This is a genomic window from Agrobacterium sp. 22-3639C2 (genome assembly GCF_053522105.1).
The window spans coordinates 297,317-319,416 of the sequence record NZ_JBNWDB010000003.1; the positions used below are offsets into that span (position 1 = coordinate 297,317).

The 22,100-nt window shown below is 59.7% G+C and carries 23 protein-coding genes; 11 read left to right on the forward strand and 12 right to left on the reverse strand.

The genetic code is table 11. From position 1 onward, the window contains the following. Positions 1–17: 17 nt before the first annotated feature. Complete coding sequence (locus ACQZ6D_RS14460) at positions 18–866, reverse strand: TIGR01459 family HAD-type hydrolase (protein ID WP_004432196.1); 849 nt, start codon at positions 864–866, stop codon at positions 18–20. Between the two features lie 369 nt (positions 867–1,235). Here ACQZ6D_RS14460 and groES point away from each other — a divergent pair, with 369 nt between their 5' ends. From groES to ACQZ6D_RS14480, 4 genes are all read left to right on the forward strand, one after another. Beyond that, positions 1,236–1,532: a co-chaperone GroES gene (groES, locus tag ACQZ6D_RS14465; protein WP_003494080.1), complete on the forward strand. Its 297-nt coding sequence runs from the start codon at positions 1,236–1,238 to the stop codon at positions 1,530–1,532. Positions 1,533–1,606: 74 nt separating this feature from the next. Next, positions 1,607–3,241 (forward strand): chaperonin GroEL, encoded by a 1,635-nt coding sequence (gene groL, locus ACQZ6D_RS14470; protein ID WP_004432205.1) that lies wholly within the window; start codon positions 1,607–1,609, stop codon positions 3,239–3,241. A 620-nt stretch (positions 3,242–3,861) separates the two neighbouring features. Continuing rightward, positions 3,862–4,296 (forward strand): hypothetical protein, encoded by a 435-nt coding sequence (locus ACQZ6D_RS14475; protein WP_025592588.1) that lies wholly within the window; start codon positions 3,862–3,864, stop codon positions 4,294–4,296. A 260-nt stretch (positions 4,297–4,556) separates the two neighbouring features. Then, a complete protein-coding gene (locus tag ACQZ6D_RS14480; protein ID WP_065703882.1) occupies positions 4,557–5,003 on the forward strand; it encodes a DoxX family protein in 447 nt (148 codons plus the stop codon). 63 nt (positions 5,004–5,066) lie between these two features. On the opposite strand, the gene hisG is transcribed toward ACQZ6D_RS14480, so the two are convergent. Genes hisG through hisS form a run of 4 tightly spaced genes read right to left on the reverse strand, consistent with a single transcriptional unit; the run spans position 5,067 to position 8,898 of the window. Further along, positions 5,067–5,759, reverse strand: a complete 693-nt coding sequence (hisG, locus tag ACQZ6D_RS14485; RefSeq protein WP_004432208.1) for an ATP phosphoribosyltransferase — start codon at positions 5,757–5,759, stop codon at positions 5,067–5,069. Further along, the gene (locus tag ACQZ6D_RS14490) at positions 5,756–6,883 is read right to left on the reverse strand and encodes an ATP phosphoribosyltransferase regulatory subunit (protein ID WP_004432209.1); all 1,128 of its coding nucleotides are present in this window, start codon (positions 6,881–6,883) and stop codon (positions 5,756–5,758) included. The genes hisG and ACQZ6D_RS14490 overlap by 4 nt, the downstream gene beginning before the upstream one ends. Before the next feature lie 16 nt (positions 6,884–6,899). Then, positions 6,900–7,268, reverse strand: a complete 369-nt coding sequence (locus ACQZ6D_RS14495; protein WP_026330619.1) for a VOC family protein — start codon at positions 7,266–7,268, stop codon at positions 6,900–6,902. A gap of 4 nt (positions 7,269–7,272) precedes the next feature. Then, positions 7,273–8,898, reverse strand: a complete 1,626-nt coding sequence (gene hisS, locus ACQZ6D_RS14500; RefSeq protein WP_065703880.1) for a histidine--tRNA ligase — start codon at positions 8,896–8,898, stop codon at positions 7,273–7,275. Between the two features lie 156 nt (positions 8,899–9,054). Between hisS and relB the strand changes: the two genes are divergently transcribed. From relB to ACQZ6D_RS14515, 3 genes are read left to right on the forward strand one after another with little or no spacing between them, the layout of a single operon-like run. Further along, complete coding sequence (gene relB / locus ACQZ6D_RS14505) at positions 9,055–9,282, forward strand: type II toxin-antitoxin system RelB family antitoxin (protein ID WP_013635548.1); 228 nt, start codon at positions 9,055–9,057, stop codon at positions 9,280–9,282. Continuing rightward, positions 9,266–9,517, forward strand: a complete 252-nt coding sequence (locus tag ACQZ6D_RS14510; protein WP_065703878.1) for a type II toxin-antitoxin system RelE family toxin — start codon at positions 9,266–9,268, stop codon at positions 9,515–9,517. Before relB ends, ACQZ6D_RS14510 begins: the two co-directional genes overlap by 17 nt. 6 nt (positions 9,518–9,523) lie before the next feature. Next, positions 9,524–10,288: a hypothetical protein gene (locus ACQZ6D_RS14515; RefSeq protein WP_065703876.1), complete on the forward strand. Its 765-nt coding sequence runs from the start codon at positions 9,524–9,526 to the stop codon at positions 10,286–10,288. A 51-nt stretch (positions 10,289–10,339) separates the two neighbouring features. Here ACQZ6D_RS14515 and ACQZ6D_RS14520 read toward each other — a convergent pair whose 3' ends face one another. Next, positions 10,340–11,257 (reverse strand): LysR substrate-binding domain-containing protein, encoded by a 918-nt coding sequence (locus ACQZ6D_RS14520; protein WP_004432220.1) that lies wholly within the window; start codon positions 11,255–11,257, stop codon positions 10,340–10,342. Positions 11,258–11,339: 82 nt separating this feature from the next. On the opposite strand from ACQZ6D_RS14520, the gene ACQZ6D_RS14525 reads away from it, so the two are divergent. Next, positions 11,340–12,383 (forward strand): YeiH family protein, encoded by a 1,044-nt coding sequence (locus ACQZ6D_RS14525; RefSeq protein WP_065703874.1) that lies wholly within the window; start codon positions 11,340–11,342, stop codon positions 12,381–12,383. A gap of 15 nt (positions 12,384–12,398) precedes the next feature. Here ACQZ6D_RS14525 and ACQZ6D_RS14530 read toward each other — a convergent pair whose 3' ends face one another. Further along, positions 12,399–12,842 carry a hypothetical protein gene (locus tag ACQZ6D_RS14530; RefSeq protein ID WP_013635544.1) on the reverse strand — a complete coding sequence of 148 codons (444 nt, stop codon included), beginning with the start codon at positions 12,840–12,842 and terminating at the stop codon, positions 12,399–12,401. Then, complete coding sequence (locus tag ACQZ6D_RS14535) at positions 12,839–13,468, reverse strand: DNA-3-methyladenine glycosylase I (RefSeq protein ID WP_004432231.1); 630 nt, start codon at positions 13,466–13,468, stop codon at positions 12,839–12,841. Before ACQZ6D_RS14535 ends, ACQZ6D_RS14530 begins: the two co-directional genes overlap by 4 nt. A gap of 237 nt (positions 13,469–13,705) precedes the next feature. Between ACQZ6D_RS14535 and ACQZ6D_RS14540 the strand changes: the two genes are divergently transcribed. Then, positions 13,706–14,479, forward strand: coding sequence for a L,D-transpeptidase (locus tag ACQZ6D_RS14540; RefSeq protein ID WP_065658316.1), 774 nt, complete (start codon positions 13,706–13,708; stop codon positions 14,477–14,479). A 263-nt stretch (positions 14,480–14,742) separates the two neighbouring features. Then, on the forward strand, positions 14,743–15,402 hold the full coding sequence (locus tag ACQZ6D_RS14545; protein WP_065703872.1) for an outer membrane beta-barrel protein: 660 nt from the start codon (positions 14,743–14,745) through the stop codon (positions 15,400–15,402). A gap of 150 nt (positions 15,403–15,552) precedes the next feature. Here the strand turns inward: ACQZ6D_RS14545 and glcF are convergent, their stop codons facing one another. The 3 genes from glcF to ACQZ6D_RS14560 form a co-directional block, all read right to left on the reverse strand. Beyond that, entirely contained in the window at positions 15,553–16,854 is a 1,302-nt protein-coding gene (gene glcF / locus ACQZ6D_RS14550) for a glycolate oxidase subunit GlcF (protein WP_004432239.1), read from the reverse strand. A 3-nt stretch (positions 16,855–16,857) separates the two neighbouring features. After that, positions 16,858–18,060, reverse strand: coding sequence for a glycolate oxidase subunit GlcE (gene glcE, locus ACQZ6D_RS14555; RefSeq protein ID WP_065703869.1), 1,203 nt, complete (start codon positions 18,058–18,060; stop codon positions 16,858–16,860). A gap of 91 nt (positions 18,061–18,151) precedes the next feature. Then, complete coding sequence (locus ACQZ6D_RS14560; RefSeq protein WP_236761467.1) at positions 18,152–19,600, reverse strand: FAD-linked oxidase C-terminal domain-containing protein; 1,449 nt, start codon at positions 19,598–19,600, stop codon at positions 18,152–18,154. 98 nt (positions 19,601–19,698) lie between these two features. Between ACQZ6D_RS14560 and ACQZ6D_RS14565 the strand changes: the two genes are divergently transcribed. Further along, positions 19,699–20,598 (forward strand): LysR family transcriptional regulator, encoded by a 900-nt coding sequence (locus tag ACQZ6D_RS14565; protein WP_004432244.1) that lies wholly within the window; start codon positions 19,699–19,701, stop codon positions 20,596–20,598. 9 nt (positions 20,599–20,607) lie between these two features. Here ACQZ6D_RS14565 and ACQZ6D_RS14570 read toward each other — a convergent pair whose 3' ends face one another. After that, positions 20,608–21,882: a DUF3422 family protein gene (locus tag ACQZ6D_RS14570; RefSeq protein ID WP_019564253.1), complete on the reverse strand. Its 1,275-nt coding sequence runs from the start codon at positions 21,880–21,882 to the stop codon at positions 20,608–20,610. Between the last annotated feature and the right edge of the window lie 218 nt (positions 21,883–22,100).

Here is a 22,100-nt window from a genome sequence, read left to right on the forward strand (position 1 = left end):
CTTACGCCAGACGTTTCCTAGGCAAGGCGGGGCATCCACCAGCCGGGAGCCGCGCCCTGCCCCTTCAGATAGGCGTTCAGAAGCGCCTCGTCCGTCTGGCCATTCAGCGTATATTCGGCGGCGTGAATGCCGCCGCTGATATAAAGAAGGTTGAGGCCGCTCGCAATTGCGCCCTTCACATCCGTCGGCATGCCATCGCCGATGGCGAGCACGCGATCCTTCGGGAAATCGCCGCGCACTTCTTTCGCCGCCGCGAGGCAGGCTTCATAGATCGGCGCGTGCGGTTTGCCGGCAATACGGACTTCGCCGCCAAGCTGTTCGTAATATGCGGCCATGGCGCCGGCGCAGGGAATGATGCGCTCGCCGCGCTCTACCACCAGATCGGGGTTGGCGCAGATCATCGGCGCCTTGCGGGCGATGAAGCCTTTCAACATTTCCGTATAGTCTTCCGGCGTTTCCGTCTCGTCATCGAAGAAACCGGTGCAGACGACGGATTCCGCTTCCGCCTCGCCGACCCGTTCGACATCGAGACCTTCCAGCAGCGGCATGTCACGCTCGGGGCCGAGCAGAAAGACTTTTCTTGGGCCTTCCGCGATCAGGCCCCGGGTGACGTCTCCCGATGTGATGATGCGGTCATAGGCCTCATCCGGCACGCCGAGAACGCGAAGCTGGGCGATGACACCGGGGGCCGGACGCGGCGAATTGGTGATGAGCACCACGGTCTTGCCGGCCTTGCGCGCGTCGTGCAGCGCAACCGCCGCATCCGGGAAAGCGCTAACGCCATTATGCAGCACGCCCCAGACATCCGAAAGAACAACGTCGAACCCATCAGTGATTTCGCCGAGGGTGAGAATGCGATGGGCCATGATATGCTTTCCGGGTGCGAAAAAAGGGTGTGCGTCACATGGCAAAGCAGGACGCCGATGGCAAGGAAAAAAGCGGTGCCAGACCTGCCTCCGGCCCACCGGCCACCATCCGAACATAAAACCCCTCTACGCCAAAAACGAAGGTTGCCTGAAAAAGAGCGATCTGTCCTCGCCCGTCAGAGCGTGGAAATTTTCTGTCATGGAACGCTGGTAACCATAGGCCGTGAAATTTTTCCGGCAGTGCGTTCTTGACTCCGGGGGGACGCCTCCTTATCTCGGCTTTGCTGGCACTCCAACAAGAGGAGTGCTAACACCCATCACGTGAACCTGCAAAAGGTTCCTGAAGTCATTTGATCGAGGGATTAGGCAATGACAAGCACCAATTTCCGCCCGCTTCATGATCGCGTCGTCGTTCGTCGCGTTGAGTCCGAAGCAAAGACCAAGGGCGGCATCATCATTCCCGATACCGCCAAGGAAAAGCCGCAGGAAGGCGAAATCGTCGCCGTCGGTTCCGGCGCTCGCGATGAGGCCGGCAAGGTCGTCGCTCTCGACGTCAAGGTTGGCGATCGCGTCCTGTTCGGCAAGTGGTCGGGCACCGAAGTCAAGCTCGACGGCGAAGACCTTCTGATCATGAAGGAAGCCGACATCATGGGTATCATCGGCTGATTTCGCCGCACCCATCGTTTCCTTAAATTTCAAGCCGGACCCCGTCCGGCCATTCGAAACCAGGAGTTTTGAAAATGGCAGCCAAAGAAGTCAAATTCGGCCGCACAGCGCGCGAAAAGATGCTCAAGGGCGTCGACATTCTCGCTGATGCAGTGAAGGTCACCCTCGGCCCGAAGGGTCGTAACGTCGTTATCGACAAGTCCTTCGGCGCACCGCGCATCACCAAGGACGGCGTTTCTGTCGCCAAGGAAATCGAACTCGAAGACAAGTTCGAGAACATGGGCGCACAGCTCGTTCGCGAAGTTGCCTCCAAGACCAACGACATCGCCGGTGACGGCACCACCACCGCAACGGTTCTGGCCCAGGCCATCGTTCGCGAAGGTGCAAAGGCAGTTGCTGCCGGCATGAACCCGATGGACCTCAAGCGCGGTATCGATCTGGCCGTTGCAGAAGTCGTCAAGGACCTTCAGGCCAAGGCCAAGAAGATCAACACTTCGGAAGAAGTTGCACAGGTCGGCACGATCTCTGCAAACGGCGAGCGTCAGATCGGTCTCGACATTGCTGAAGCAATGCAGCGCGTCGGCAACGAAGGCGTCATCACCGTTGAAGAAGCCAAGACCGCTGAAACCGAACTCGAAGTCGTCGAAGGCATGCAGTTCGACCGCGGCTACCTGTCGCCTTACTTCGTGACCAACCCGGAAAAGATGGTTGCGGACCTCGAAGACGCATACATCCTTCTGCACGAAAAGAAGCTCTCGAACCTCCAGGCCATGCTGCCTGTTCTCGAAGCTGTCGTTCAGACCGGCAAGCCGCTCGTCATCATCGCTGAAGACGTAGAAGGCGAAGCCCTTGCAACGCTCGTCGTCAACAAGCTGCGTGGCGGCCTCAAGATCGCTGCCGTCAAGGCTCCTGGCTTCGGCGACCGCCGCAAGGCCATGCTGGAAGACATCGCCATCCTGACCGGTGGTACCGTCATTTCCGAAGATCTCGGCATCAAGCTCGAAAGCGTTACCCTCGACATGCTCGGCAAGTCGAAGAAGGTTTCGATCTCCAAGGAAAACACCACGATCGTTGACGGTGCTGGCCAGAAGTCCGACATCGAAGGCCGTGTTGCCCAGATCAAGGCGCAGATCGAAGAAACCACTTCCGACTACGACCGCGAAAAGCTGCAGGAACGTCTTGCCAAGCTCGCTGGCGGCGTTGCCGTGATCCGCGTTGGCGGTTCGACGGAAGTTGAAGTGAAGGAAAAGAAGGACCGCATCGACGACGCTCTCAACGCGACGCGCGCTGCTGTTCAGGAAGGCATCGTACCGGGCGGCGGCGTTGCCCTGCTGCGTTCTTCCACGAAGATCACCGTCAAGGGTGAGAACGACGACCAGGAAGCCGGCATCAACATCGTCCGCAAGGCTCTGCAGTCTCTGGTTCGCCAGATTGCAGAAAACGCAGGTGACGAAGCTTCCATCGTTGTTGGCAAGATCCTCGACCGGAACGAAGACAACTACGGCTACAACGCACAGACCGGCGAATATGGCGACCTGATCCAGCTCGGCATCGTCGACCCGGTCAAGGTTGTTCGCACGGCTCTGCAGAACGCAGCTTCGGTTGCTTCGCTGCTGATCACCACCGAAGCCATGATCGCCGAACTTCCTAAGAAGGAATCGGCAATGCCCCAGATGCCTGGCGGCGGCATGGGCGGCATGGACTTCTAATCAGTCCTGTCACTGGAATACGAAAGGGCGGTCTTCGGATCGCCCTTTTTTCGTTGCCGCCCATGCCTTTTGGTGATCTAGCGTCGCAAGCGCGCCAGACGGGCGGCATTGACTTCTAATCAGTCCTGTCACTGGAATACGAAAGGGCGGTCTTCGGATCGCCCTTTTTTCGTTGGCGCCCATGCCCCTTGTGAGAGCTGGCGCGATATCTTCACTTGCCGGGATCGGGCTTAAAAAATATTGTCTCTTTTTGAAACAGCGATAACTTTAGTCAGCTTGTTTTTGGCAGCGCGTGCAATAATCGGGTGCCGATAGAGGCGAATCACAATTGCCGATGGGGCGGATTTTCGCCCTCTCCAGTTTATAAGCACGACATCTAGTTGTCTTTTTTTCATATATTTCGCGATTACGATGAAGGAATACATATTATTTTTGATTTTCTCTCTGACAGGTTGTTGTGGGTAGAAGAAAATAAACTATAAGTCAGCGCCGTTGAGGGTGCAGCGGCGGGATGCAAGCATTGAAGGGGTTCGATGCTTGGCAGGCACGCTCGAATGCGGATGGCGATGAAAAATCAACTTGGCAGCGACGCTTGAGATTGCAGCGCTGGTACGATGTTCATGCGGGGGCGCGATTTGTTCGAAATATCAAGACGCAACGATGCTCTGCCTGCGGCCGCGACAACCATGCCGGATACTCAGACCCTGTCGCATTTCTTTATTTCGGAGGAATGGAGCGGCGATCTTTCGAGCGGCGTCATCAAGCTTGGCGAACATGCATCTTTCATGCATGGGCTGCCGCAGGGTGAGTGCGGCCTGCTCAGCCTGATCCGCTGTTATGATCGGGGTCACCACGACCGCGTGCTCGAAATTTTCGAACAGGCTTCCGCCGCACCCTCACGCTTCTGCTTTTCCACCGGCCTGTTTACCCTGCCGGCAATGCGGCAGCCGCTTATTTGCATGGGCGAATCCTCGGGTTTCGAGATCGGCCAGCAAGGGCGCATTTCGGGGCTCTTCCTGTTTCCGCGTTTCGAGGATATGCGCTTCGCCGCCTAGAGCGTTTCCGGTAAAACTACGCAGCGGCTTTATGTCAGGAAAATTTGTTAAAACAATTAGATAGATCGAGTCGAATGGTCCCGTTCAAACGGGATGCGCGCTCTATGTCATTGAACGACATTGTTGGTCGTTCACAAAATGAAGACAATTTGTCTTCTATTGTTCATCTTTATAGATGCATGATTTTCGGTCATTGATATCTCCAGACATCACCTTGCAGTTTAACCGGCGACACGCCGATCACTTACCGGAGATACTCCATGTCCAGCAGCCAGAACGCTCTCGTTCTCATCGCCCGCATTCTGCTTTCCTTCATCTTCATCTATTCCGGCTTCGGCAAACTCACTGATCCGGCTGGCACTGCCGGCATGATCTCGGGCGCCGGCATGCCTGGCGCAACCGCGCTTGCCTATCTTGCCGGCCTGTTCGAACTCGTTGCCGGTCTTGCCATTCTCGCCGGTTTCCAGACGAAGATCGCCGCATGGGCGCTTGCAGCGTTCTGCGTGTTCACCGGCCTCGTATTCCACAGCGGCACCGTTGCCGTTCCCGGCTGGCCTGAGCCTGCTCTCGGCTGGATCAACACGCTGAACGGCATCATGCTGATGAAGAACATCACCCTTGCCGGCGCCTATATCCTGCTCGCAACCTTCGGTGCAGGCGCCTACTCCGTCGACGCAAAGCGCGGCTTCGTTGCCGCCCGCGCCTGAGCCCATAGGCTGACCAAGAAAAAAGCCGCCGGAGCGATCCGGCGGCTTTTTTCTTTTATGCTTTCAGACAGCCGCTTTTATTCGCGCCGCGATCTCCTGAACCGCCGGATCACCTTCGTGCTCCGGCTTGCGGGCGCGCACGAAACAGGCTTCCGAGCGGACGATGATGCCGTCGGAGAGGATTTTCAGGTGGTTAGCTTTCAGCGTCGAGCCGGTGGAGGTGATATCGACGATGATATCCGCCTGCCCTGCCGCCGGCGCACCTTCGGTGGCGCCAAGGCTTTCGACAATACGGTAAAGCTGAATGCCGTGCTGGCGCGAAAAGAACTGCTGCGTCAGCCGCCAGTATTTGGTTGCGATTGCCAAACGGCGACCATGACGGGCACGGAATTCCGAGGCCACATCGCCGAGATCGGCCATGCTGTCCACATCCAGCCAGATTTCCGGCACGGCGACAACGACATCGGCATGGCCGAAACCGAGGCGGGCGCAGAATTCCACCTGCGCATCGGCGTTGGTCAGCCCCTCTCGCACCAGGTCTTCACCCGTCACGCCGAAATCCACGCTGCCAGCACCAATTTCGCGGGCGATCTCGGAGGCTGAGAGATAGGCAATCTCGATATCGTCGCGCCCTTCGATGCGGCCGCGATAGGACCGGTCGTTACCGACAGCGGCGACCTTCAGCCCGGCGCGTTCGAGAACGGCGGAGGCGTCTTCCTTCATCCGGCCCTTGGAGGGCAAGGCAATGGTGATCATGGCTTATCGCTCCCGCGCACCGTTTCGATGCGATCCAGCCAGAGGGAAAAGCCCACGGCCGGTATTTTTTCCTGCGCGCCAAGCAGCGTCAGCAGCCGGTCAAAACGGCCACCACCGGCCAAAACGCTATCGCTACCTTCTTCCATCACCTCGAAAACGAGGCCAGTATAATAATCGAGCGGACGGCCGAAGGCCGCGCCGTAGCTGACTGTTTCGAGATCGACCCCGGCATTCGCAAGGGCCGCGACACGCTTATCGAAAGCGGAAAGCGCACCGTCCAGTTTCAGCTTAGCCTTTGCGGCAAAATCGGCCAGAACTTGCGAGGCCTGCGGCAAGGGCGCCTGCAAGGCCAGGAACTGCTTGAGCAGTTCGAAACTCTCATCCGGCAGACGCGTGGCGGCAAGCGCCAGCTTTTCCCGCAGACGGCGGGCGATTTCCTGCGGCGAGCGGCTGGCATTGGTGGAATAGCCGGTTTCCTGCATTACCGTGTCGAGATAATCGACCAGCACCGCCTCTTCGCCCGTTGCCAGAAGTCCAGCGACCCGCGCGTCAAGGCCGGTCATGGGCTTGGGGTGCACGAGGCTTTCCAGCAGCGCGTCGAGCTGCGCCATATCGCCGAAAGCCTGCACCAGCCGTTTCTGCCAACCGAGCGGCAGGCCGAGCGCTGCAACGACCGCCTCGAACACCTGCTGGTCGCCCAGCGTGACGGCGAGCGAACGGCCAGGCAGAAGGCGTTTCAGGATGGCGGTTGCATCAATCACGGCGCGGGCATCGGCGGCGGCGATATCGGTATCGCCAAGATCCTCGATGCCGGCCTGATAAAACTCGTTCGCACCCTCCCGGCGCTGGCGGAAGACCTCACCCAGATAGGAGTAACGCTTCGGCGTACCCGTCGCTGTCTCGATATGGCGCAGGCAGACGGGAATAGTGAATTCGGGGCGCAGGCACAGGCTTTCGCCTGTCTCGCTCTCCGTCATGAAAATACGCCGGCGCAAATCCTCGCCCGCCATATCCAGAAACGGTTCGGCAGGCTGGATGACAGGCGTGTTCACACGACTTGTGCGGCGCGCGGCGAATTCTTCCAGTAGCTCTCCGGAAAATTCCGGCATGTCGATCAGGGGCATGGAACGGTACTTTTCGTCACGGTTCGAGCGGCTGCATCATTTCGATGCGGTTTCCGAAGGGATCAAGGACATAAAACCGGTGATATCCTTCGAGCGGCTCATCCTCAACCACATGGTAGCCTGCAGTTTCAAGTGTTTTTCGCAAGATACTGAGATCGTCTACCAGAAAGGCAGGATGGGCTTTCCTGGCAGGTCTGAAATCCTGATCGATGCCGAGGTGGAGTTTTATCGGTCCAGATGAGAACCAACATCCGCCGCGCGCCGCCAGATTGGCGGGTTTTGCCTGCTCCGCAAAGCCGAGCAGGTCGCCATAAAATGCGCGCGCCTCGTCTTCCCGGCCGACGGGCATCGCCAGTTGAAGGTGATCGAGCGCGAGGATCGCCATCGCCTCAGTGCCCTTCAGCGGCGCGGCGAACGTCCTCTGCATGATGCTCCAGAATCTCGCGAACCTTCGCCACCAGTTCGGCTTCTGGCGCGGTGATCTGTGCCACCCGCGCTTCGCGCCAGCTGGCATTGTCCTCGATTTCACCTGACAGGCGCTTGCCTTCGATCAGGTCCTTGATCTGCACGACGCCTTCGGCGCGCTCGTCACCGCCCTGGATGATGGCGATGGGGGAGCCGAGACGGTCGGCATATTTCAGCTGATTGCCGAATTTCTTCCAGTTGCCCTGGTACATTTCGGCGCGGATGCCCTCGGCACGCAGCGCCTGTGTGAAGCGCTGGTAACGTCCCATGCTGTCCACATCGCCATCCATGACGGTGATGAGAACCGGGGCGAGCGGCTTGACCTGACCGAGTTTGCCGAGGTTCTTCAAGGCCGTCATCAGTCGCGACACGCCGATGGAGAAACCCGTGGCCGGAACCGGCTGCCCCATGAAGCGCGAGACGAGACCGTCATAACGCCCGCCGCCGCCAACCGAGCCAAAGCGCACGATCTCACCTTTTTCATTCGGAATGGCTTTAGTAAGTTCTGCCTCGAATACAGGACCTGTATAATATTCCAAGCCACGCACTACGGAAGGAGTGATGCGAATTTGTTGAGTGCCATAACCTGCCGCACGAACGAGAGAACTGATCTTACGTAGTTCATCAAGACCTTCTCTAAACAAATCAGCGTCTGGGAAATGTTGCTCAAATACATCGAGAAAACTTGGATTCGCTATAACCAAAGGCAGTGAGCTTTGTCCTCCTGTCAGCAATGCGTCAGAGGGCAAAACATCGGACGGTTGCATAGCAGCAAAATAGTCCGCGGACTGGTCGCCGTTGTGGGTAAAAAGCAACATGATTTTTTCACGCGCATAGTCATCAAGACCCGCACCCTTGGTGAAATCGCCGGATTCATCCTTGCGGCCGGGGCCGAGCAGTAGTCTCACGCCTTCCGGGCCGAACTTGTCGAGCTTGTCGATGGCGCGCAGAACGTTCAGGCGACGACCGGCATTTTCCTCGCCGCCAAGGCCGATGGCCTCCATGACGCCGTCCAGCACCTTGCGGTTGTTGACGCGGATGACATAGTCACCGCGCGCAATGCCAAGCGCTTCCAGCGTATCGGCCATCATCATGCACATTTCGGCATCGGCCTGCACACCGGCAGCACCGACCGTATCGGCATCGAACTGCATGAACTGGCGGAAGCGGCCGGGGCCGGGCTTTTCATTGCGAAACACATAACCGGCGCGATAGGTACGGTAGGGCAGCTGGATTTCGTTAAAATTTTCCGCGACATGGCGGGCAAGCGGTGCAGTGAGATCGTAACGCAGGCTCATCCACTGGTCGTCGTCATCCTGCAGCGAAAATACGCCCTCGTTCGGACGGTCGCTATCAGGCAGGAATTTGCCGAGCGCATCGGTATATTCAAACAGCGGTGTTTCCACCGGATCGAAGCCGTAAAGCTCGTAGACCTTGCGGATCTTGTCGATCATTTCATTGGTGGCATGGATATCGGCAGCAGAACGGTCCACGAAGCCACGCGGCAGGCGGGCTTTCAGTTTCTGAGGCTTTTTTGCTTTTTCGCTCATGATGCCGATCCGATATTTTCCTGAAATTATGCCGGTGTATTAGATGATGAAGCCCGGTGCGGCAAGCCGCAAAGCCTCTGGTTCTACTGGCCGCACGGGGCAAACAATGCTATATGGGATGCATGTATCCCATTTTAGTCGAAAAGGGCGCAAGCAATGAGCAAACAGACTGCCATCCGCCTGCCGGACGAGACCTATGAACGGCTGAAAGCGCTTTCCGAGCGCACGGGCCGTACGTCCGCATACTATATCCGCGAGGCGATTGAGAAACATATTGAGGATATGGAAGATCTCTATCTAGCCGAAGAGGCGACGCGGCGCATCCAGCGCGGTGAATCAAAGGTGGTAAGCGCCGAGGAGTTCTGGCGTGATCTGGACAATTGAATACGATGTTCTTGTCCAGAAAGAGATGCGGAAAATCGATCCGCAGACGCGTCAGCGTATCCGAGTAGCGGCGCTCGACAATCCCCGCCAGACAGGTGCCGCCCTGCAAGGCTCAGAACTCGGCAGCTTCTGGCGTTACCGGGTAGGCGATTACCGTATCATCTGCGATATACAGGACCACAAGCTTGTCGTGCTGGTGGTGGAAATTGGCCATCGCCGCGAAATTTACCGTTAGGCATCAATGATCCTCGAAGCCCTGCAATATGCCGCCACGCGTGCGGCCACGCCGAAACCATTCCGGCCGCATATCCGCTATTCCGTCAATCTATGGGCGCGCGCCAATCGCTGCGCAACAGCATGGGCGGAGCATGAAAACAACAGCCAGCAATTTGTGCTGCAATCGGTGAGAAAACTCAAACAGAGACGGACGGCGGTGGTGCTCGGGTCGGGTCTGCTGCGCGACGTGCCATACGATGCGCTGGTGGCGATGTTCGATACCGTGGTTCTGGTCGATCTGGTGCATCTTGCCAGCGTGCAGGCGAAGCTACGCTTCAATTCCAAAAAGAATGTGCGCATCGTCAACCGCGATCTTTCCGGTTTTGACGATATCGTTGCAGGTAAAGAACCGGAACCGCTCGAGTTCCTGCGGCGGGTGCCCTATCTGGATTTCGTCGTCTCGGCCAACCTCCTGTCACAGATCGGCACCGGCGCGCGGCATCGGCTGGAGCGGGAGAAGATTGCCGGCGCGCCTGATGACCTTTTGCCGAGGCTCATGCAGACGCATCTGGATGCGCTGGCCGCCCTTCCCTGCAAGGTGTGCCTGGTAACGGACACATCCTTTGACGTTATCGGCAAAGACGGCAGCCTGCACCAGCACGAGGACTTGCTGCATGGCGTTGATCTGTCCGCGCCGGCCGCCGCATGGGAATGGCCACTCGCTCCGTTGGGAGAGGAAAGCAGGGACTATCGAATCGTTCATCACGTCGTTGCGCATGAGCTGACGTGATAGGCTCTGCCCGCGCACCGCGATCCCGATAATGCCGCGCGGCCTTTCGACCTACAAACCGGCAAGACCGGCCTTGTAGTCCTCCGAGGCGGCACGGCTGAGGCGTTCCAGTTCCATGGCGGCACGGCTGGTGTGACGTTCCTTGTGGCGCAACAGAGCAAAATTGCGGGCGGGCAGATCGATGCCGGCGCGGACCAACAATCCCTGGCGTAAGAAGAGGGAGGCGACGGAGGCGGAAACCGCCGTCGCCGCGCCGCCGGAGCGTGCCGCCATCACCACGGCCTCGTTGGAGGGCAGTTCCAGCATCACGGAAAGATCTGCCGGGTCGACACCCATCTGCCGCACCGCCGCCTCGAAGGCGGAGCGGGTGCCGGAACCCTGTTCGCGCAACACCCAGGACGTTCCGTATAGAATATCGAGGGCGGTGAGATAACGGCCGTCGGCGAAGGGGTGGGCGGAGCCGGTGACGACCAGAAGCTTGTCGGATACCACGGGCTGCACCATCAGCGCCGGCTCGTCGATCTTGCCCTCGATGAAGCCGACCTCAGCCAGCCCATCGAGCACGGCCTGCGTTACCGTTTTCGTATTGCCGATATCGAGTTTCAGCGTAACACCCGGATAAAGCTTCTTGAATTGCATGAGGATCGGCGGCAGCCAGTAGCTGGCAATGGTCTGGCTGGCGCAGACAGTGATTTCGCCGCGCGTCAGACCGCCCATTTCGGAGAGAATCAGTTCGGCGCTGCGCACACGCGCCAGCGTCGCCCTGGCCTCACCCAGAAACACCCGTCCGCTTTCGGTCAATTCGATATTGCGGCCGACGCGATGGAACAGCTCGACATTGTAAAATGCCTCGAGGTTCTTGATAGCGGAACTGACGGCCGAGGCGGTCAGACCGATCGCCTGTGCGGCCCTTGTCAGGTGCTCGCGTTCGGCGACGGCGATGAAAATGCGGAGTTGTTCGAAGGTCATGGCTTTTTCATTCGATTTTATCGAATAATATATGCCATATTATTTGATAGAATAAAACAGGCCATTCCGGCATTGTCTGGCCATGGCACAGCATCGCACCCTCACTCATCCCTTCCAGTCTTCTTTTCGCTCGCTGAACCCGCTTCTGCCGGGCATTCTGCTTTGCGCGGCGGTCAGTTGCGCTGCCATTCTGGCGGAACGCTTTCAGGTGCGGCTTGCCGGACACGCATGGCTCGGCGATCTGGTGCTGGCTATTCTGATCGGTACGCTTTTGCGTTCGCTCGTGTCGCTGCCAGCGGTTGCTTCGGCCGGCATCAAGTTCAGTGCCAAGACCCTGCTCGAGATTGCGGTGGCGCTTCTTGGCGCATCCTTGAGCCTTGCCATTCTAAAAGGCGCCGGCGGTTTGCTGATCGGCGGCATCGCTGTCATCGTCGCCCTGTCGCTGATCTTCAGCTATGCCGCCGGGCGGATGCTGGGGCTGCCACCCAAACTCGCAACCCTTATCGCCTGCGGCAATTCCATCTGCGGCAATTCGGCCATTGCGGCGGCAGCGCCCGCCATTGGCGCCAAGCCAGAAGATGTCGCCGCATCGATTGCTTTTACAGCCGTTCTCGGTGTCGCCGCCGTTCTGCTGATGCCGTTTCTGCCGCAGCTTCTCGGTCTTGATGCCACCCAATATGGCATCTTCGCGGGCCTGACGGTCTATGCCGTACCGCAGGTGCTAGCTGCCACCGCCCCGCTCGGCGCCGTTGCGGTGCAGACCGGGACAATCGTCAAGCTCATACGCGTCCTGATGCTGGGGCCGGTCATTGCTGCCCTCTCCGTCATCCACGGCCAGTCCGGCAAGGGCCGGCTGAAGTTGCAGCAGATGGTTCCGTGGTTCATCATCTGCTTCGTGCTGATGATCATGGCCCGTTCCTTCGGCCTTATTCCCGAGGTTCTGCTCGGCCCCCTCGCCTCGCTCTCCAACATCCTCACCATCATGTCGATGGCGGCGCTTGGGCTGTCGGTCGACATTCGCAGCCTTCGCCATGCCGGGGGCAAGGTCATCGTCGCCGCCAGCCTCTCGCTCGTGCTGCTTGGAATCTTGAGCTTCGGCCTGATCGCGCTGACGCAAACGGCCTGAAGGTGCGGCGGGCCGTTATTTCTGAGTGCTGACCGTCAGGATATAATGCGCGCCGAGCCCGCGACGCGGTGATCCCAGGATAAGCGTCGGGCGGATCAGCCATTCGGTATCCGCCTTCGGCGTCAACGTGGCGATTTTACCTTCGGAGTCGCTGAAAAAGATCGCGTCCTGATCCGGCGTCGAAAAATCAAAGATCGCCATCAGGACAAATTCGCTGGAAGAGGTAAGCTCGACCTTCATCGTCTGCCCGGCCTTGACCTTCAGGCGGTAGACATCGCCACGGCCGCGCCGTGTCCAGCCATCTAGTTTCAACGGCCCGGTGGGCGGCAGGGCAACCTCCTTGAGCCTTTCGCCGTCGTCCAGCCAGATGCCGTCGACGTTGCGGCTTTCCGCAAGGGATGGATGCGGTACGGCCGCCACGGCCATGGCAAAAGCCAGAAGAAGGGACTTTGCTTTCATGGACGTACAAACTCCCGCCGCATGGCCTCGATCGGCTCACGGCAATGACAGCCTTCGATATGATCGTTGACCATACCCATGGCCTGCATGAATGCATAGACGGTCGTCGGGCCGACGAAGGTCCAGCCGCGCTTTTTCAAATCCCTGGAAAGACGAATGGACGCGTCGCTGGTGGGGTTGGCCCTTAACGTCGCATAGTCCAGCCTTTGCGGCCTTTCTGCGGCGGAAGGCTCGAACCCCCAGAAATAATGGGCAAGCGAACCGAATTCGTCCCGGAGCGCTATGGCGCGACGGGCATTGTTGATGGTCGACACGATCTTGCCTCGATGGCGGATGATGCCCTTGTCCGCAACACAGCGCTCAATGTCGGCTTCACCGAACTGCGCCACTTTTTCGAATTCGAAATTGGCAAAGGCAAGACGGAAAGCCTCGCGCTTGCGCAACACCGTCAGCCAAGAGAGCCCGGACTGGAAGCCCTCGAGACATATCTTCTCGAACAGGCGGCGATCGTCGGTGACGGGATAACCCCATTCTCCGTCATGGTAGCGGCTGTAATCCTCAAGTCCCTGCTGCCAGAAACACCGCACGCGGCCATCCGCGCCCGTTTCAAGTCCCGCCTCGTTCATCCCGCAACCACCCTTTTTCGCTCCCGCCCGTGACCGGCGTGATGCGCGCACTTACCACTCATTCACCACGTTTCAAAACGGGTCGCTAACCTTAAATCCAGCTTTTTCTAATCAAGCGCTTTTTAATGAACAGCCATTTACGATTCGCTGGCGTCAAGGTGCGAACGTAGCCGGCAAGGCGGGCGAATGATCCCGCAATTGCTATTGTTGCGACATACCGCAGAGAGAGTCCACCCGATGACGATGAAGTCCGTTTTTCTGGCGCTGAGCCTCGTTTCCACCTTCGCCGCCCCGGCCGCCGCAGCCGGTGAGCGTTACCGGGAGCGCCCGCCTGTCGTCGTCAGTCCAGACCTTTCCGCCCCCTGGGTAACGCAGCTTGGTGGCGGCAATGTGCGGCCCGTGGTTTACCCGCGCGCGCCAGCAGCCCGCCAGCCTTTCTTCCAACAGCGCCAGGCCACCATGCCACAGCGCCCAAGCTCCGGCGTCACCTCGCAGCGCCCGGCCCGGGTACAGAACGCCGCCGTTCGCCCGAATGCGCCGGTGCGCACGCAGATCGCCCCGCAATTCCTGCCCCAGATCGTGAGCTACCAGACCACCCAGAAGCCCGGCACCATCGTCATCGATACGCCGAACCGCTTCCTCTATCTCGTCATGGCGGATGGCAAGGCCCGCCGTTATGGCGTCGGCGTCGGCAAGCCCGGTTTCGAATGGGCCGGAACGCACAAGGTGACGCGCAAGGCGGAATGGCCGAGCTGGACGCCACCGAAAGAAATGATCAGCCGCGAAGCGACGAAGGGACACTACCTTCCGGCTTTCATGGAAGGCGGCCCTGCCAATCCGATGGGCGCGCGCGCCATGTATCTCGGCTCCACGCTTTACCGCATCCACGGTACCAACCAGCCCTGGACGATCGGCAGCAACAATTCCTCAGGCTGCATCCGCATGCGCAACGAGGATGTCACCGATCTTTACGAGCGTGTGAACGTCGGAACAACAGTCATTGTGATATGACGGCAACGGTGCCGCTAATACGCGGACTTGCAGCCGACACCACGGCAGATCGCGCTTGAATTGATGCCCCGCAGCGGTACAATCGCTACTAGATTGATTGAAGGAGACTTGGCGGGGGACGCCAGGCGCCGGACCTCTCTCAGGGGGATGATGGAACGGCCTTGAAACGGGTGGTCAACTGACCGCCCGTTTTTCGTTTCTGTCATTTAAATGTTACTAAAAAGCGGTTTGGTGTGTCCTCAACACCAAACTGGATTCTCCCCATGCTGCGCCGCGTTTCCATTCTTTGCGCCCTGCTGCTCAGCGGCGTTTCCTTCTCTTCCGCAATCGCGGGGGAATTTGAATTTTCCGGTTACGGCGGCTGGCAAAGCGCCCCGCACAGCGATGTCACGGTTTCGGACGGAACGGACTTCCGGGCGGGGTGGGAAGGCAAGTCATTTTCGAGCCCTGCCTATTGGGGGGTGCGCGGCACCTACTGGTTCGAGGAAGGCCAGCTCAACAATCTCGGCATCTCGCTCGATTACACCCATGACAAGGTCTATGCCGACGACCAGACGCTGGCGCGTTCCGGCTGGTCGCATTTCGAGTTCACCGACGGCCTGAACCTTTTGACGCTGAACGCGCTCTATCGTTTCCCGCTGGAGACCTGGCGCCTGACGCCTTACGTGGGCGCGGGCGTTGGCATCAACGTGCCGCATGTGGAGGTTACCCGGGCTTCCGGCAAAACCTTCGAATACCAGTTCGGTGGCGCAACCCTGCAGGCGCAGGCCGGCCTTAGCTACCGCATAACCGACAACTGGTCGACTTTCGTGGAATATAAAGGCACCTACTCCTTTATCGACGTGGATATCGACAATGGCGGCAAGCTGAAAACCGATATCATGACCAATGCGGTGAACTTCGGCGTGGCCTACAAGTTCTAAAGCTGGGATGGAAATAGAGGGCGCTTTCCGACAGGGTGCCAAGCTACCCTCAAACCCCACTCCTGTGCTTGTCACAGGATGAGCAGAGCGAACGACGCACCGGCCCGAACCTTGTGTCGGGTCCCATGGCCCTTACAAGCGAACGGCGCTCTAAGCCAAAAGCCTCGCGGGTTTCGGTCCGCCATAAGCCCAGTCCAGCAGCTCGACCGTGTGCAGGATCGGCATTTCCGTGCCAGTCGCGATCTGCGTGATGCAGCCGATATTGCCGGTGGCAATGACATCCGCGCGTGTGGCCTCGATGTTCCTCACCTTGCGCGCCTTCAGCTTTCCTGAGATCTCCGGCTGCATGATGTTGTAGGTTCCGGCCGACCCGCAGCAGAGGTGCCCTTCCGCCGGATCGCGGACGGTAAAACCAGCCGCTTTCAGCAATTGCTTCGGCGCCATGGTGATCTTCTGGCCATGCTGCATGGAGCAGGCCGAATGATAGGCAACCGTCAGGCCCTGGCTTTCCTTTTGTGGCAGGTCGAGCGTGGCAAGATATTCGGTGATGTCCTTCGCGAGTGCCGATACCCGTGCGGCTTTGTCCGCATAGGCCGGATCAAGCCGCAGCATATGGCCGTAGTCCTTGATGGTCGTGCCGCAGCCGGATGCGGTGATGATGACGGCATCGAGGCCGCCATTTTCCATTTCACGCATCCATACATCGACATTGCGGCGGGCGGCGGCGAGCGCCTCAGCCTCGCGCCCCATATGATGCACCAGCGATCCGCAGCAGCCTTCCCCCTTAGGCACGACAACCTCCACGCCAAGCCGCGCCAGAAGACGCAGCGTCGCCTCGTTGATACCAGGGTCAAGCACCGGCTGGGCGCAGCCGGTAAGAATGGCGACACGTCCACGCTTTTCACCTTCGGCTGACCGTTCACCCGGACGGGCAGAAGCTGAAACGGCGGGCACGGAAGCCGGGGCGAGAGCGAGCATGGATTGCAGCGGTTTCAGCGCGGGAAACTTCGCGAGCACACCGGCGAAGGGTCGCGTGATCCGTGCCAGATGCAAGGCCAGCCGGAAGCGACCGGGATAAGGCAGAACCGCAGCCAGAAGATTGCGGGTCAGGCGGTCCATGAAGGGACGTTTATAGGTTTGTTCGATATGGGCGCGGGCGTGATCGACCAGATGCATGTAGTCGACGCCGGACGGACAGGTGGTGGTGCAGGCAAGGCAGGACAGGCAGCGGTCGATATGGGTGACGACTTCGCGGTCCGCCGGGCGGCTATTTTCCAGCATGTCCTTGATGAGGTAGATGCGGCCGCGCGGACTGTCCAGCTCATTGCCAAGCGTGACATAGGTGGGACAGGTGGCGGTGCAGAAGCCGCAATGCACACATTTGCGCAGGATTTTTTCGGATTCCGCCACATGCGGATCAGCCAGTTGCTCGGGCGTGAAGGATGTTTGCATGGTTCAGACGGCCCTTCCCATCTTGCCAGGATTGAAGATGCCCGCCGGATCGAGCTTTTCCCTGATGCGCGCAGACAATATGGCCTCCGCCGTCGGGCGCGGTTCGAATGCCGGCACGGTGGCGCGCACCGCGTCGCTCGCCCGCATCAAGGTGGCGTGCCCGCCGCCGAGCGCGCGGATGGCACCGCGCAGCAATTCCGCTTCGGGGTCCGCCTCCATCTGCATCCAGATGAGACCACCCTGCCAGTCGTAAAAGGCATCGATACCCGCTTCCATGCGCAAGGCAGCAACCAGCCTGTGGCCTTCGCTCGGCGCGACCGAGACTTTCCAGAGCGGTTTGGCATCTTGCCCGGCATAGGGCGCGACATTCCGCACCTGCCGCCATAAAACAGCACTCTCCTCGCCTTCCAGCAGCGCCCATGGGCCAACCCGATCCATGACGGAAAGGAGTTTCGCCGCGCGCGCCTCGACGGAAGCCCCGAGCCCTTCCAACCGCAGGATTGTCGCCGGACCTTCCGGCAGCGCGCCTGCGATGAAATGGGAGCGAACGCTTTCCGGCAGATGGGCCGCACCGGAAACCTCGACGCTCATCGCCATCGCCGCCGCCATGATCCGCGTCGCGGCCTCGTCGTCCAGACCGCAGACAACCACGGTTTTTTCCGCTGGCGGTTTCGGCAACACGCGGAAGGTTACTTCCGTGAGAAAACCGAGCGTGCCGTGTGAACCCGCCAGAAGCTTCGAGAGATCTAGCCCGGTGACATTCTTCATCACCCGGCCACCCGCCTTGATGACTTCCGCCTTTCCATTGACGAAACGGATGCCGAGCAGGCTGTCACGCGCCGCACCAGCCACATAACGGCGCGGGCCGGAAACATTGGCAGCAAAGACGCCGCCGATGGTCGGCTCGCCTGTGGTTCCCATGATCGGGCGGTGGTCCATCGGCTCGAAGGCCATCATCTGCCGGTTTTCGGCAAGGGCGGCCTCGACGGTGGCGAGAGGTGTGCCTGCTTTGACCGTCATGACCATTTCGGCGGGGTTGTAGGCGATGATGCCAGACATTGCGCGGGAGGAAAGCGTTTCATCTGCCTCGACCGCATTGCCGAAACCGGAGCGGGTGTTGCCGCCGATGATTTTCAGCGGGGTTTTTCGGGTTGTGTGGTCGCGGATGATGTCGGCGACCTGGGTTTCTGCATAAGGGGTCAGCATGGGGTGCGCTCCGAGCAAGAGATACCCTCCTCTGCCCTGCCGGGCACGGAGGGGTGAGCCGCACCCACCAAGGCTACAAAGCTAAAGTGCATCATCCCCTCCCCTCCAGCGGAAACACCTTGGAAGGGTTCATCAACCAACCCTCGTCAAAAGCAGCGCGAACCGCCATCTGCTGGGCAAGATCAGCCTCGGCATATTGGTGCCGCATCAGGTCGCGTTTTTCGATGCCGACACCGTGTTCGCCGGTGAGGCAACCGCCCGCATCGACGCAGAGCTTCAGGATTTCATTGCCCGCCTCTTCGGCCCTGGCGGCGTCTTCCGGATCGTTGGCGTTGAACAGGATCAGCGGATGCATGTTGCCATCGCCCGCATGAAAGACATTGGCGACGCGAAGGCCGAGGCGGTCGGTGATTTCGCTTGTTTTTTTCAGCACATAGGAAAGCTGGGAAAGCGGCACCGTGCCATCCATGCAGATATAGTCCGCGATGCGGCCCGTTGCGCCGAAAGCGGATTTCCGGCCCTTCCAGATCGCCGCGGCCTCCATGGCCGACTGGCATTCCCTGACCGTCTTCACGCCGTGTTTTTTCGCAATGGCGACAATATCGGCCAGCATGGCGTCCATTTCCGCCTCCGAGCCTTCGACCTCGACGATCAGCAGCGCGCCGACATCCAGCGGATATCCGGCCTTGGCGAAGGCCTCGCAAATCTCGATTGCCGGCTTGTCCATGAATTCGATGGCGACAGGAATGATGCCCGCGCCGATGATATCGGCCACGCAGGAGCCAGCTTCTTCGGAAGTTTCGAAACCAAACAGCACCGGGCGCGCGCCCTCCGGCTTGGCAATCAGCCGCACCGTCGCCTCGGTGACGATGCCGAGCTGGCCTTCCGAACCACAAACGAGGGCGAGAAGATCGTAACCGGCAGCGTCAAGATGCTTGCCGCCCAGCTCCAGCACCGTGCCATCGACAAGCACCATTTTTACGCCGAGCAGATTATTGGTGGTGACACCGTATTTCAGGCAGTGCGCACCGCCGGAATTCATGCCGACATTGCCGCCGATGGTGCAGGCAAGCTGCGAGCTTGGGTCCGGCGCATAAAAGAAGCCTTCCGCACCGGCCGCATCGGAAATGGAGAGATTGGTGACGCCCGCCTGTACCCTTGCCGTGCGATTGTAAAAATCGAGTTCGAGGATCGCGGACATCTTCGAAAGGCCGATCACCACCGCATCTTCCTGCGGAATGGCGCCGCCGGAAAGCGAGGTACCCGCGCCGCGCGGCACGACAGGAATGCCGTAACGGTGACAATATTTCAGTACCGCTGCGACCTCTTCGGTGGTCTTCGGCAAGGCGACGGCCAGCGGCAGGCGGCGGTAGGAGACGAAAGCGTCGGTCTCGAAAGGCACGAGCTCACGCGGCTCGTGCACGAGACAGTCCTCGGCCAGGATATCCTTCAGATCGGATATGATGCGGTCACGGCCCGATAAAACCGCCGCACGCGGCTCCAGAAACTTGATCGGCTGCGTCACCGCCCCCTCCTCCATGCACGTCTTGCCAAGTGGTATTGTTTCTTTACCACTTTGAAGGAGCGCAATCAAATGCTAAGGATTTTTTCCGTTCTGGAAATAATCGGGAGGCAACTGTGACAAATCTGGGCGACCTGGAGGTCTTCGCAACCGTTGCCGCCTCCGGCAGCATGTCGCTTGCCGCCAAGGAGCTTGGTTATTCGCCCGCTGTTATTTCCAAGCGCATCAAGCGGCTGGAAGAAAAGCTCGGCGCACGGCTGTTCCAGCGCACGACAAGGCAGATCTCACTGACCGAAGCGGGCCAGGGCTTTTACGAACGGGTACTTGCGGTGCTGGAAGGGCTGGAGGATGCCGAGGATTTCGTGTCTGGGCGCGCCAACACCGTCAACGGCACGCTGAAAATCTCAGCTCCCACCTCCTTCGGTCGCATGCATATTGCGCCGCATCTGAAGACGTTCATGGAGCGCCACCCGGACCTGTCGGTCAATCTGGTGCTCAGCGACGAATTCATCGATATCATCGAAGGCGGTTACGATCTGGCGATCCGCATCGCCGATCTCAATTCCTCCAGCCTCGTCGCCCGCCGGCTGGCGCCGGTCCGCCGCGTGCTATGCGCCTCGGCGGAATATGTCACTGCCCACGGCATGCCGGCGACGATCGAGGACCTTAAGAAGCACCGCTGCCTGCCGGCCCACAACAACGATATCTGGCGACTGGAAGGACCGGGCGGGGCGCTCAGCATCCGCCCGGAAGGCATGCTGGTCACCAATTCCAGCGAAGTGATCCGCGAGGCGGTGATATCGGGGCTTGGAATTGCGTTGCGCTCCACCTGGGATATCGGCCACGAATTGCGCGCCGGCCGGCTGGTGCAGGTTCTACCCAGCTATGAGGGATCGCGAAACGTCACGCTGTCGGCGGTCTATCCAAGCCGCCAGTTCCTGCCCGCGAAGGTGCGGCTGTTCATCGACTATCTCGCCGGACTTTACGGCCCCTCACCCTATTGGGAGCATGATTGACGCCGGTATTCAGTGCCCGCCCTCGACATGGGAGCGGCGAATGCGGCGCACCACCCACCAGACGCCGAGCACGGCAAAGGGAACGGAAAGACCGGTGACCACGGCGGGATCAACCGGCAGCACGTCGTGGCTGATCGCCTTGGTGAGATAACCGATCAATCCGACGACGTAATAGGAGATGGCGGCGACCGACAGGCCTTCCACCGTTTGCTGCAGGCGAAGCTGCATGGCGGCGCGCTTGTTCATGGTGTTCAGGAGCACCGTGTTCTGCCGTTCCAGTTCCACGTCGATCCAGCTTCTGACGAGTGCCGTAGCGCGATAGAGCTTGCGCGACAGGTTGGCCTGCCGCTCCTCGACCGACTGGCAGGTGCGCATGGCGGGCGCCAGACGCCTTTCCAGAAAGCTGCCCATGGTCTCGTGCCCCTGAACCGGCGTTTCCGCAAGCGCGCGAATACGTTCACGCACGATGCCGTCATAGGCGCGGCTGGCGCCAAAACGATAGAGGCTGAGCGCGGCATTGGCTTCCAGTTCCGCCGCAAGCCGGGTCATCTCCGCCAGCAGCGCATCGGCCTCGTCGCGCGCGCCGTTTTTCATGCGCTGGGTGATTCCCGTCAGGCCATCTTCGATGCGACGGATTTCCGGCGACAGCGTCTGCGCCATCGGCAGTCCGAGCATGGCGAGCGTGCGATAGGTCTCGATATCCAGCAGCCGCTGCACCAGCGCACCGCGGCTGTAATCGCTCAAGCCACGGTCGATCACCAATATCTGCGTTAACCCGTCGCGATCCTGACGAAAATCGGTGAGGATCGCCGCCTGCCCGTCGCGCACGTCGCTGTAACAGAGGCTCGTCGGCTCGAACATGGTCTCCGCGTTGGGGGCCGTTGCGCCATCTGGACGGATTTCCAGCCGTATGCCTGATATCAGGGAGCCGGGTGGTGAAAAACCGTCGCCGAACGGGTCGCCGACAATATCGCCGCCGAATTTTTCCGGCGCGGGGCCATCCCAGAACCATGTCGAGAATTCGGTATGCCGCTCCCAGCGCAGCGTACCCTGCCCCCAGGGCATGGCATGGTGGCGGGCATCCCGTTCCGGCGGCGCGACACCCCGGCTACGCGACATTTCCGCAATGACCGAGTGATGCACGGCAGAACCGCCATCCATCATGAAGGCAAGCTGGACGATGATGCGCGACGGCGCGAGAAGCACGGTCGGCCGCGCATGAACCTCGCCGAGAGCCAGCGATCTTTCCGGCGCGCTTGCGAAAGCAAATCTACCCTTGGCCATTGCGATATCGTCCCCGCCTGTTTCGCCGGTTATCTAGAACATCCATCGCGATGACGACACCGCAATCGAAGCACATGTAATTGTTTTGATGCACCTGACGGAGAAAACCGCCATCACCACCCTGTGCGGGTGCTTTAACAAAAGCCAGTTTAAAAAGGCAGGTGCCGTGTTGCCGCAGGCATGGCGCAGAGCTTAGGGCGGAACTGGACAGAATATTT

What these genes read in the sequence shown, in the direction of transcription:
- ACQZ6D_RS14460 (WP_004432196.1), bottom strand. Translation starts at nt 866, where the DNA reads ATGGCCCATCGCATTCTCACCCTCGGCGAAATCACTGATGGGTTCGAC.
- groES (WP_003494080.1), top strand. Translation starts at nt 1,236, where the DNA reads ATGACAAGCACCAATTTCCGCCCGCTTCATGATCGCGTCGTCGTTCGT.
- groL (WP_004432205.1), top strand. Translation starts at nt 1,607, where the DNA reads ATGGCAGCCAAAGAAGTCAAATTCGGCCGCACAGCGCGCGAAAAGATG.
- ACQZ6D_RS14475 (WP_025592588.1), top strand. Translation starts at nt 3,862, where the DNA reads ATGCGGGGGCGCGATTTGTTCGAAATATCAAGACGCAACGATGCTCTG.
- ACQZ6D_RS14480 (WP_065703882.1), top strand. Translation starts at nt 4,557, where the DNA reads ATGTCCAGCAGCCAGAACGCTCTCGTTCTCATCGCCCGCATTCTGCTT.
- hisG (WP_004432208.1), bottom strand. Translation starts at nt 5,759, where the DNA reads ATGATCACCATTGCCTTGCCCTCCAAGGGCCGGATGAAGGAAGACGCC.
- ACQZ6D_RS14490 (WP_004432209.1), bottom strand. Translation starts at nt 6,883, where the DNA reads ATGCCCCTGATCGACATGCCGGAATTTTCCGGAGAGCTACTGGAAGAA.
- ACQZ6D_RS14495 (WP_026330619.1), bottom strand. Translation starts at nt 7,268, where the DNA reads ATGGCGATCCTCGCGCTCGATCACCTTCAACTGGCGATGCCCGTCGGC.
- hisS (WP_065703880.1), bottom strand. Translation starts at nt 8,898, where the DNA reads ATGAGCGAAAAAGCAAAAAAGCCTCAGAAACTGAAAGCCCGCCTGCCG.
- relB (WP_013635548.1), top strand. Translation starts at nt 9,055, where the DNA reads ATGAGCAAACAGACTGCCATCCGCCTGCCGGACGAGACCTATGAACGG.
- ACQZ6D_RS14515 (WP_065703876.1), top strand. Translation starts at nt 9,524, where the DNA reads ATGATCCTCGAAGCCCTGCAATATGCCGCCACGCGTGCGGCCACGCCG.
- ACQZ6D_RS14520 (WP_004432220.1), bottom strand. Translation starts at nt 11,257, where the DNA reads ATGACCTTCGAACAACTCCGCATTTTCATCGCCGTCGCCGAACGCGAG.
- ACQZ6D_RS14525 (WP_065703874.1), top strand. Translation starts at nt 11,340, where the DNA reads ATGGCACAGCATCGCACCCTCACTCATCCCTTCCAGTCTTCTTTTCGC.
- ACQZ6D_RS14530 (WP_013635544.1), bottom strand. Translation starts at nt 12,842, where the DNA reads ATGAAAGCAAAGTCCCTTCTTCTGGCTTTTGCCATGGCCGTGGCGGCC.
- ACQZ6D_RS14535 (WP_004432231.1), bottom strand. Translation starts at nt 13,468, where the DNA reads ATGAACGAGGCGGGACTTGAAACGGGCGCGGATGGCCGCGTGCGGTGT.
- ACQZ6D_RS14540 (WP_065658316.1), top strand. Translation starts at nt 13,706, where the DNA reads ATGACGATGAAGTCCGTTTTTCTGGCGCTGAGCCTCGTTTCCACCTTC.
- ACQZ6D_RS14545 (WP_065703872.1), top strand. Translation starts at nt 14,743, where the DNA reads ATGCTGCGCCGCGTTTCCATTCTTTGCGCCCTGCTGCTCAGCGGCGTT.
- glcF (WP_004432239.1), bottom strand. Translation starts at nt 16,854, where the DNA reads ATGCAAACATCCTTCACGCCCGAGCAACTGGCTGATCCGCATGTGGCG.
- glcE (WP_065703869.1), bottom strand. Translation starts at nt 18,060, where the DNA reads ATGCTGACCCCTTATGCAGAAACCCAGGTCGCCGACATCATCCGCGAC.
- ACQZ6D_RS14560 (WP_236761467.1), bottom strand. Translation starts at nt 19,600, where the DNA reads ATGGAGGAGGGGGCGGTGACGCAGCCGATCAAGTTTCTGGAGCCGCGT.
- ACQZ6D_RS14570 (WP_019564253.1), bottom strand. Translation starts at nt 21,882, where the DNA reads ATGGCCAAGGGTAGATTTGCTTTCGCAAGCGCGCCGGAAAGATCGCTG.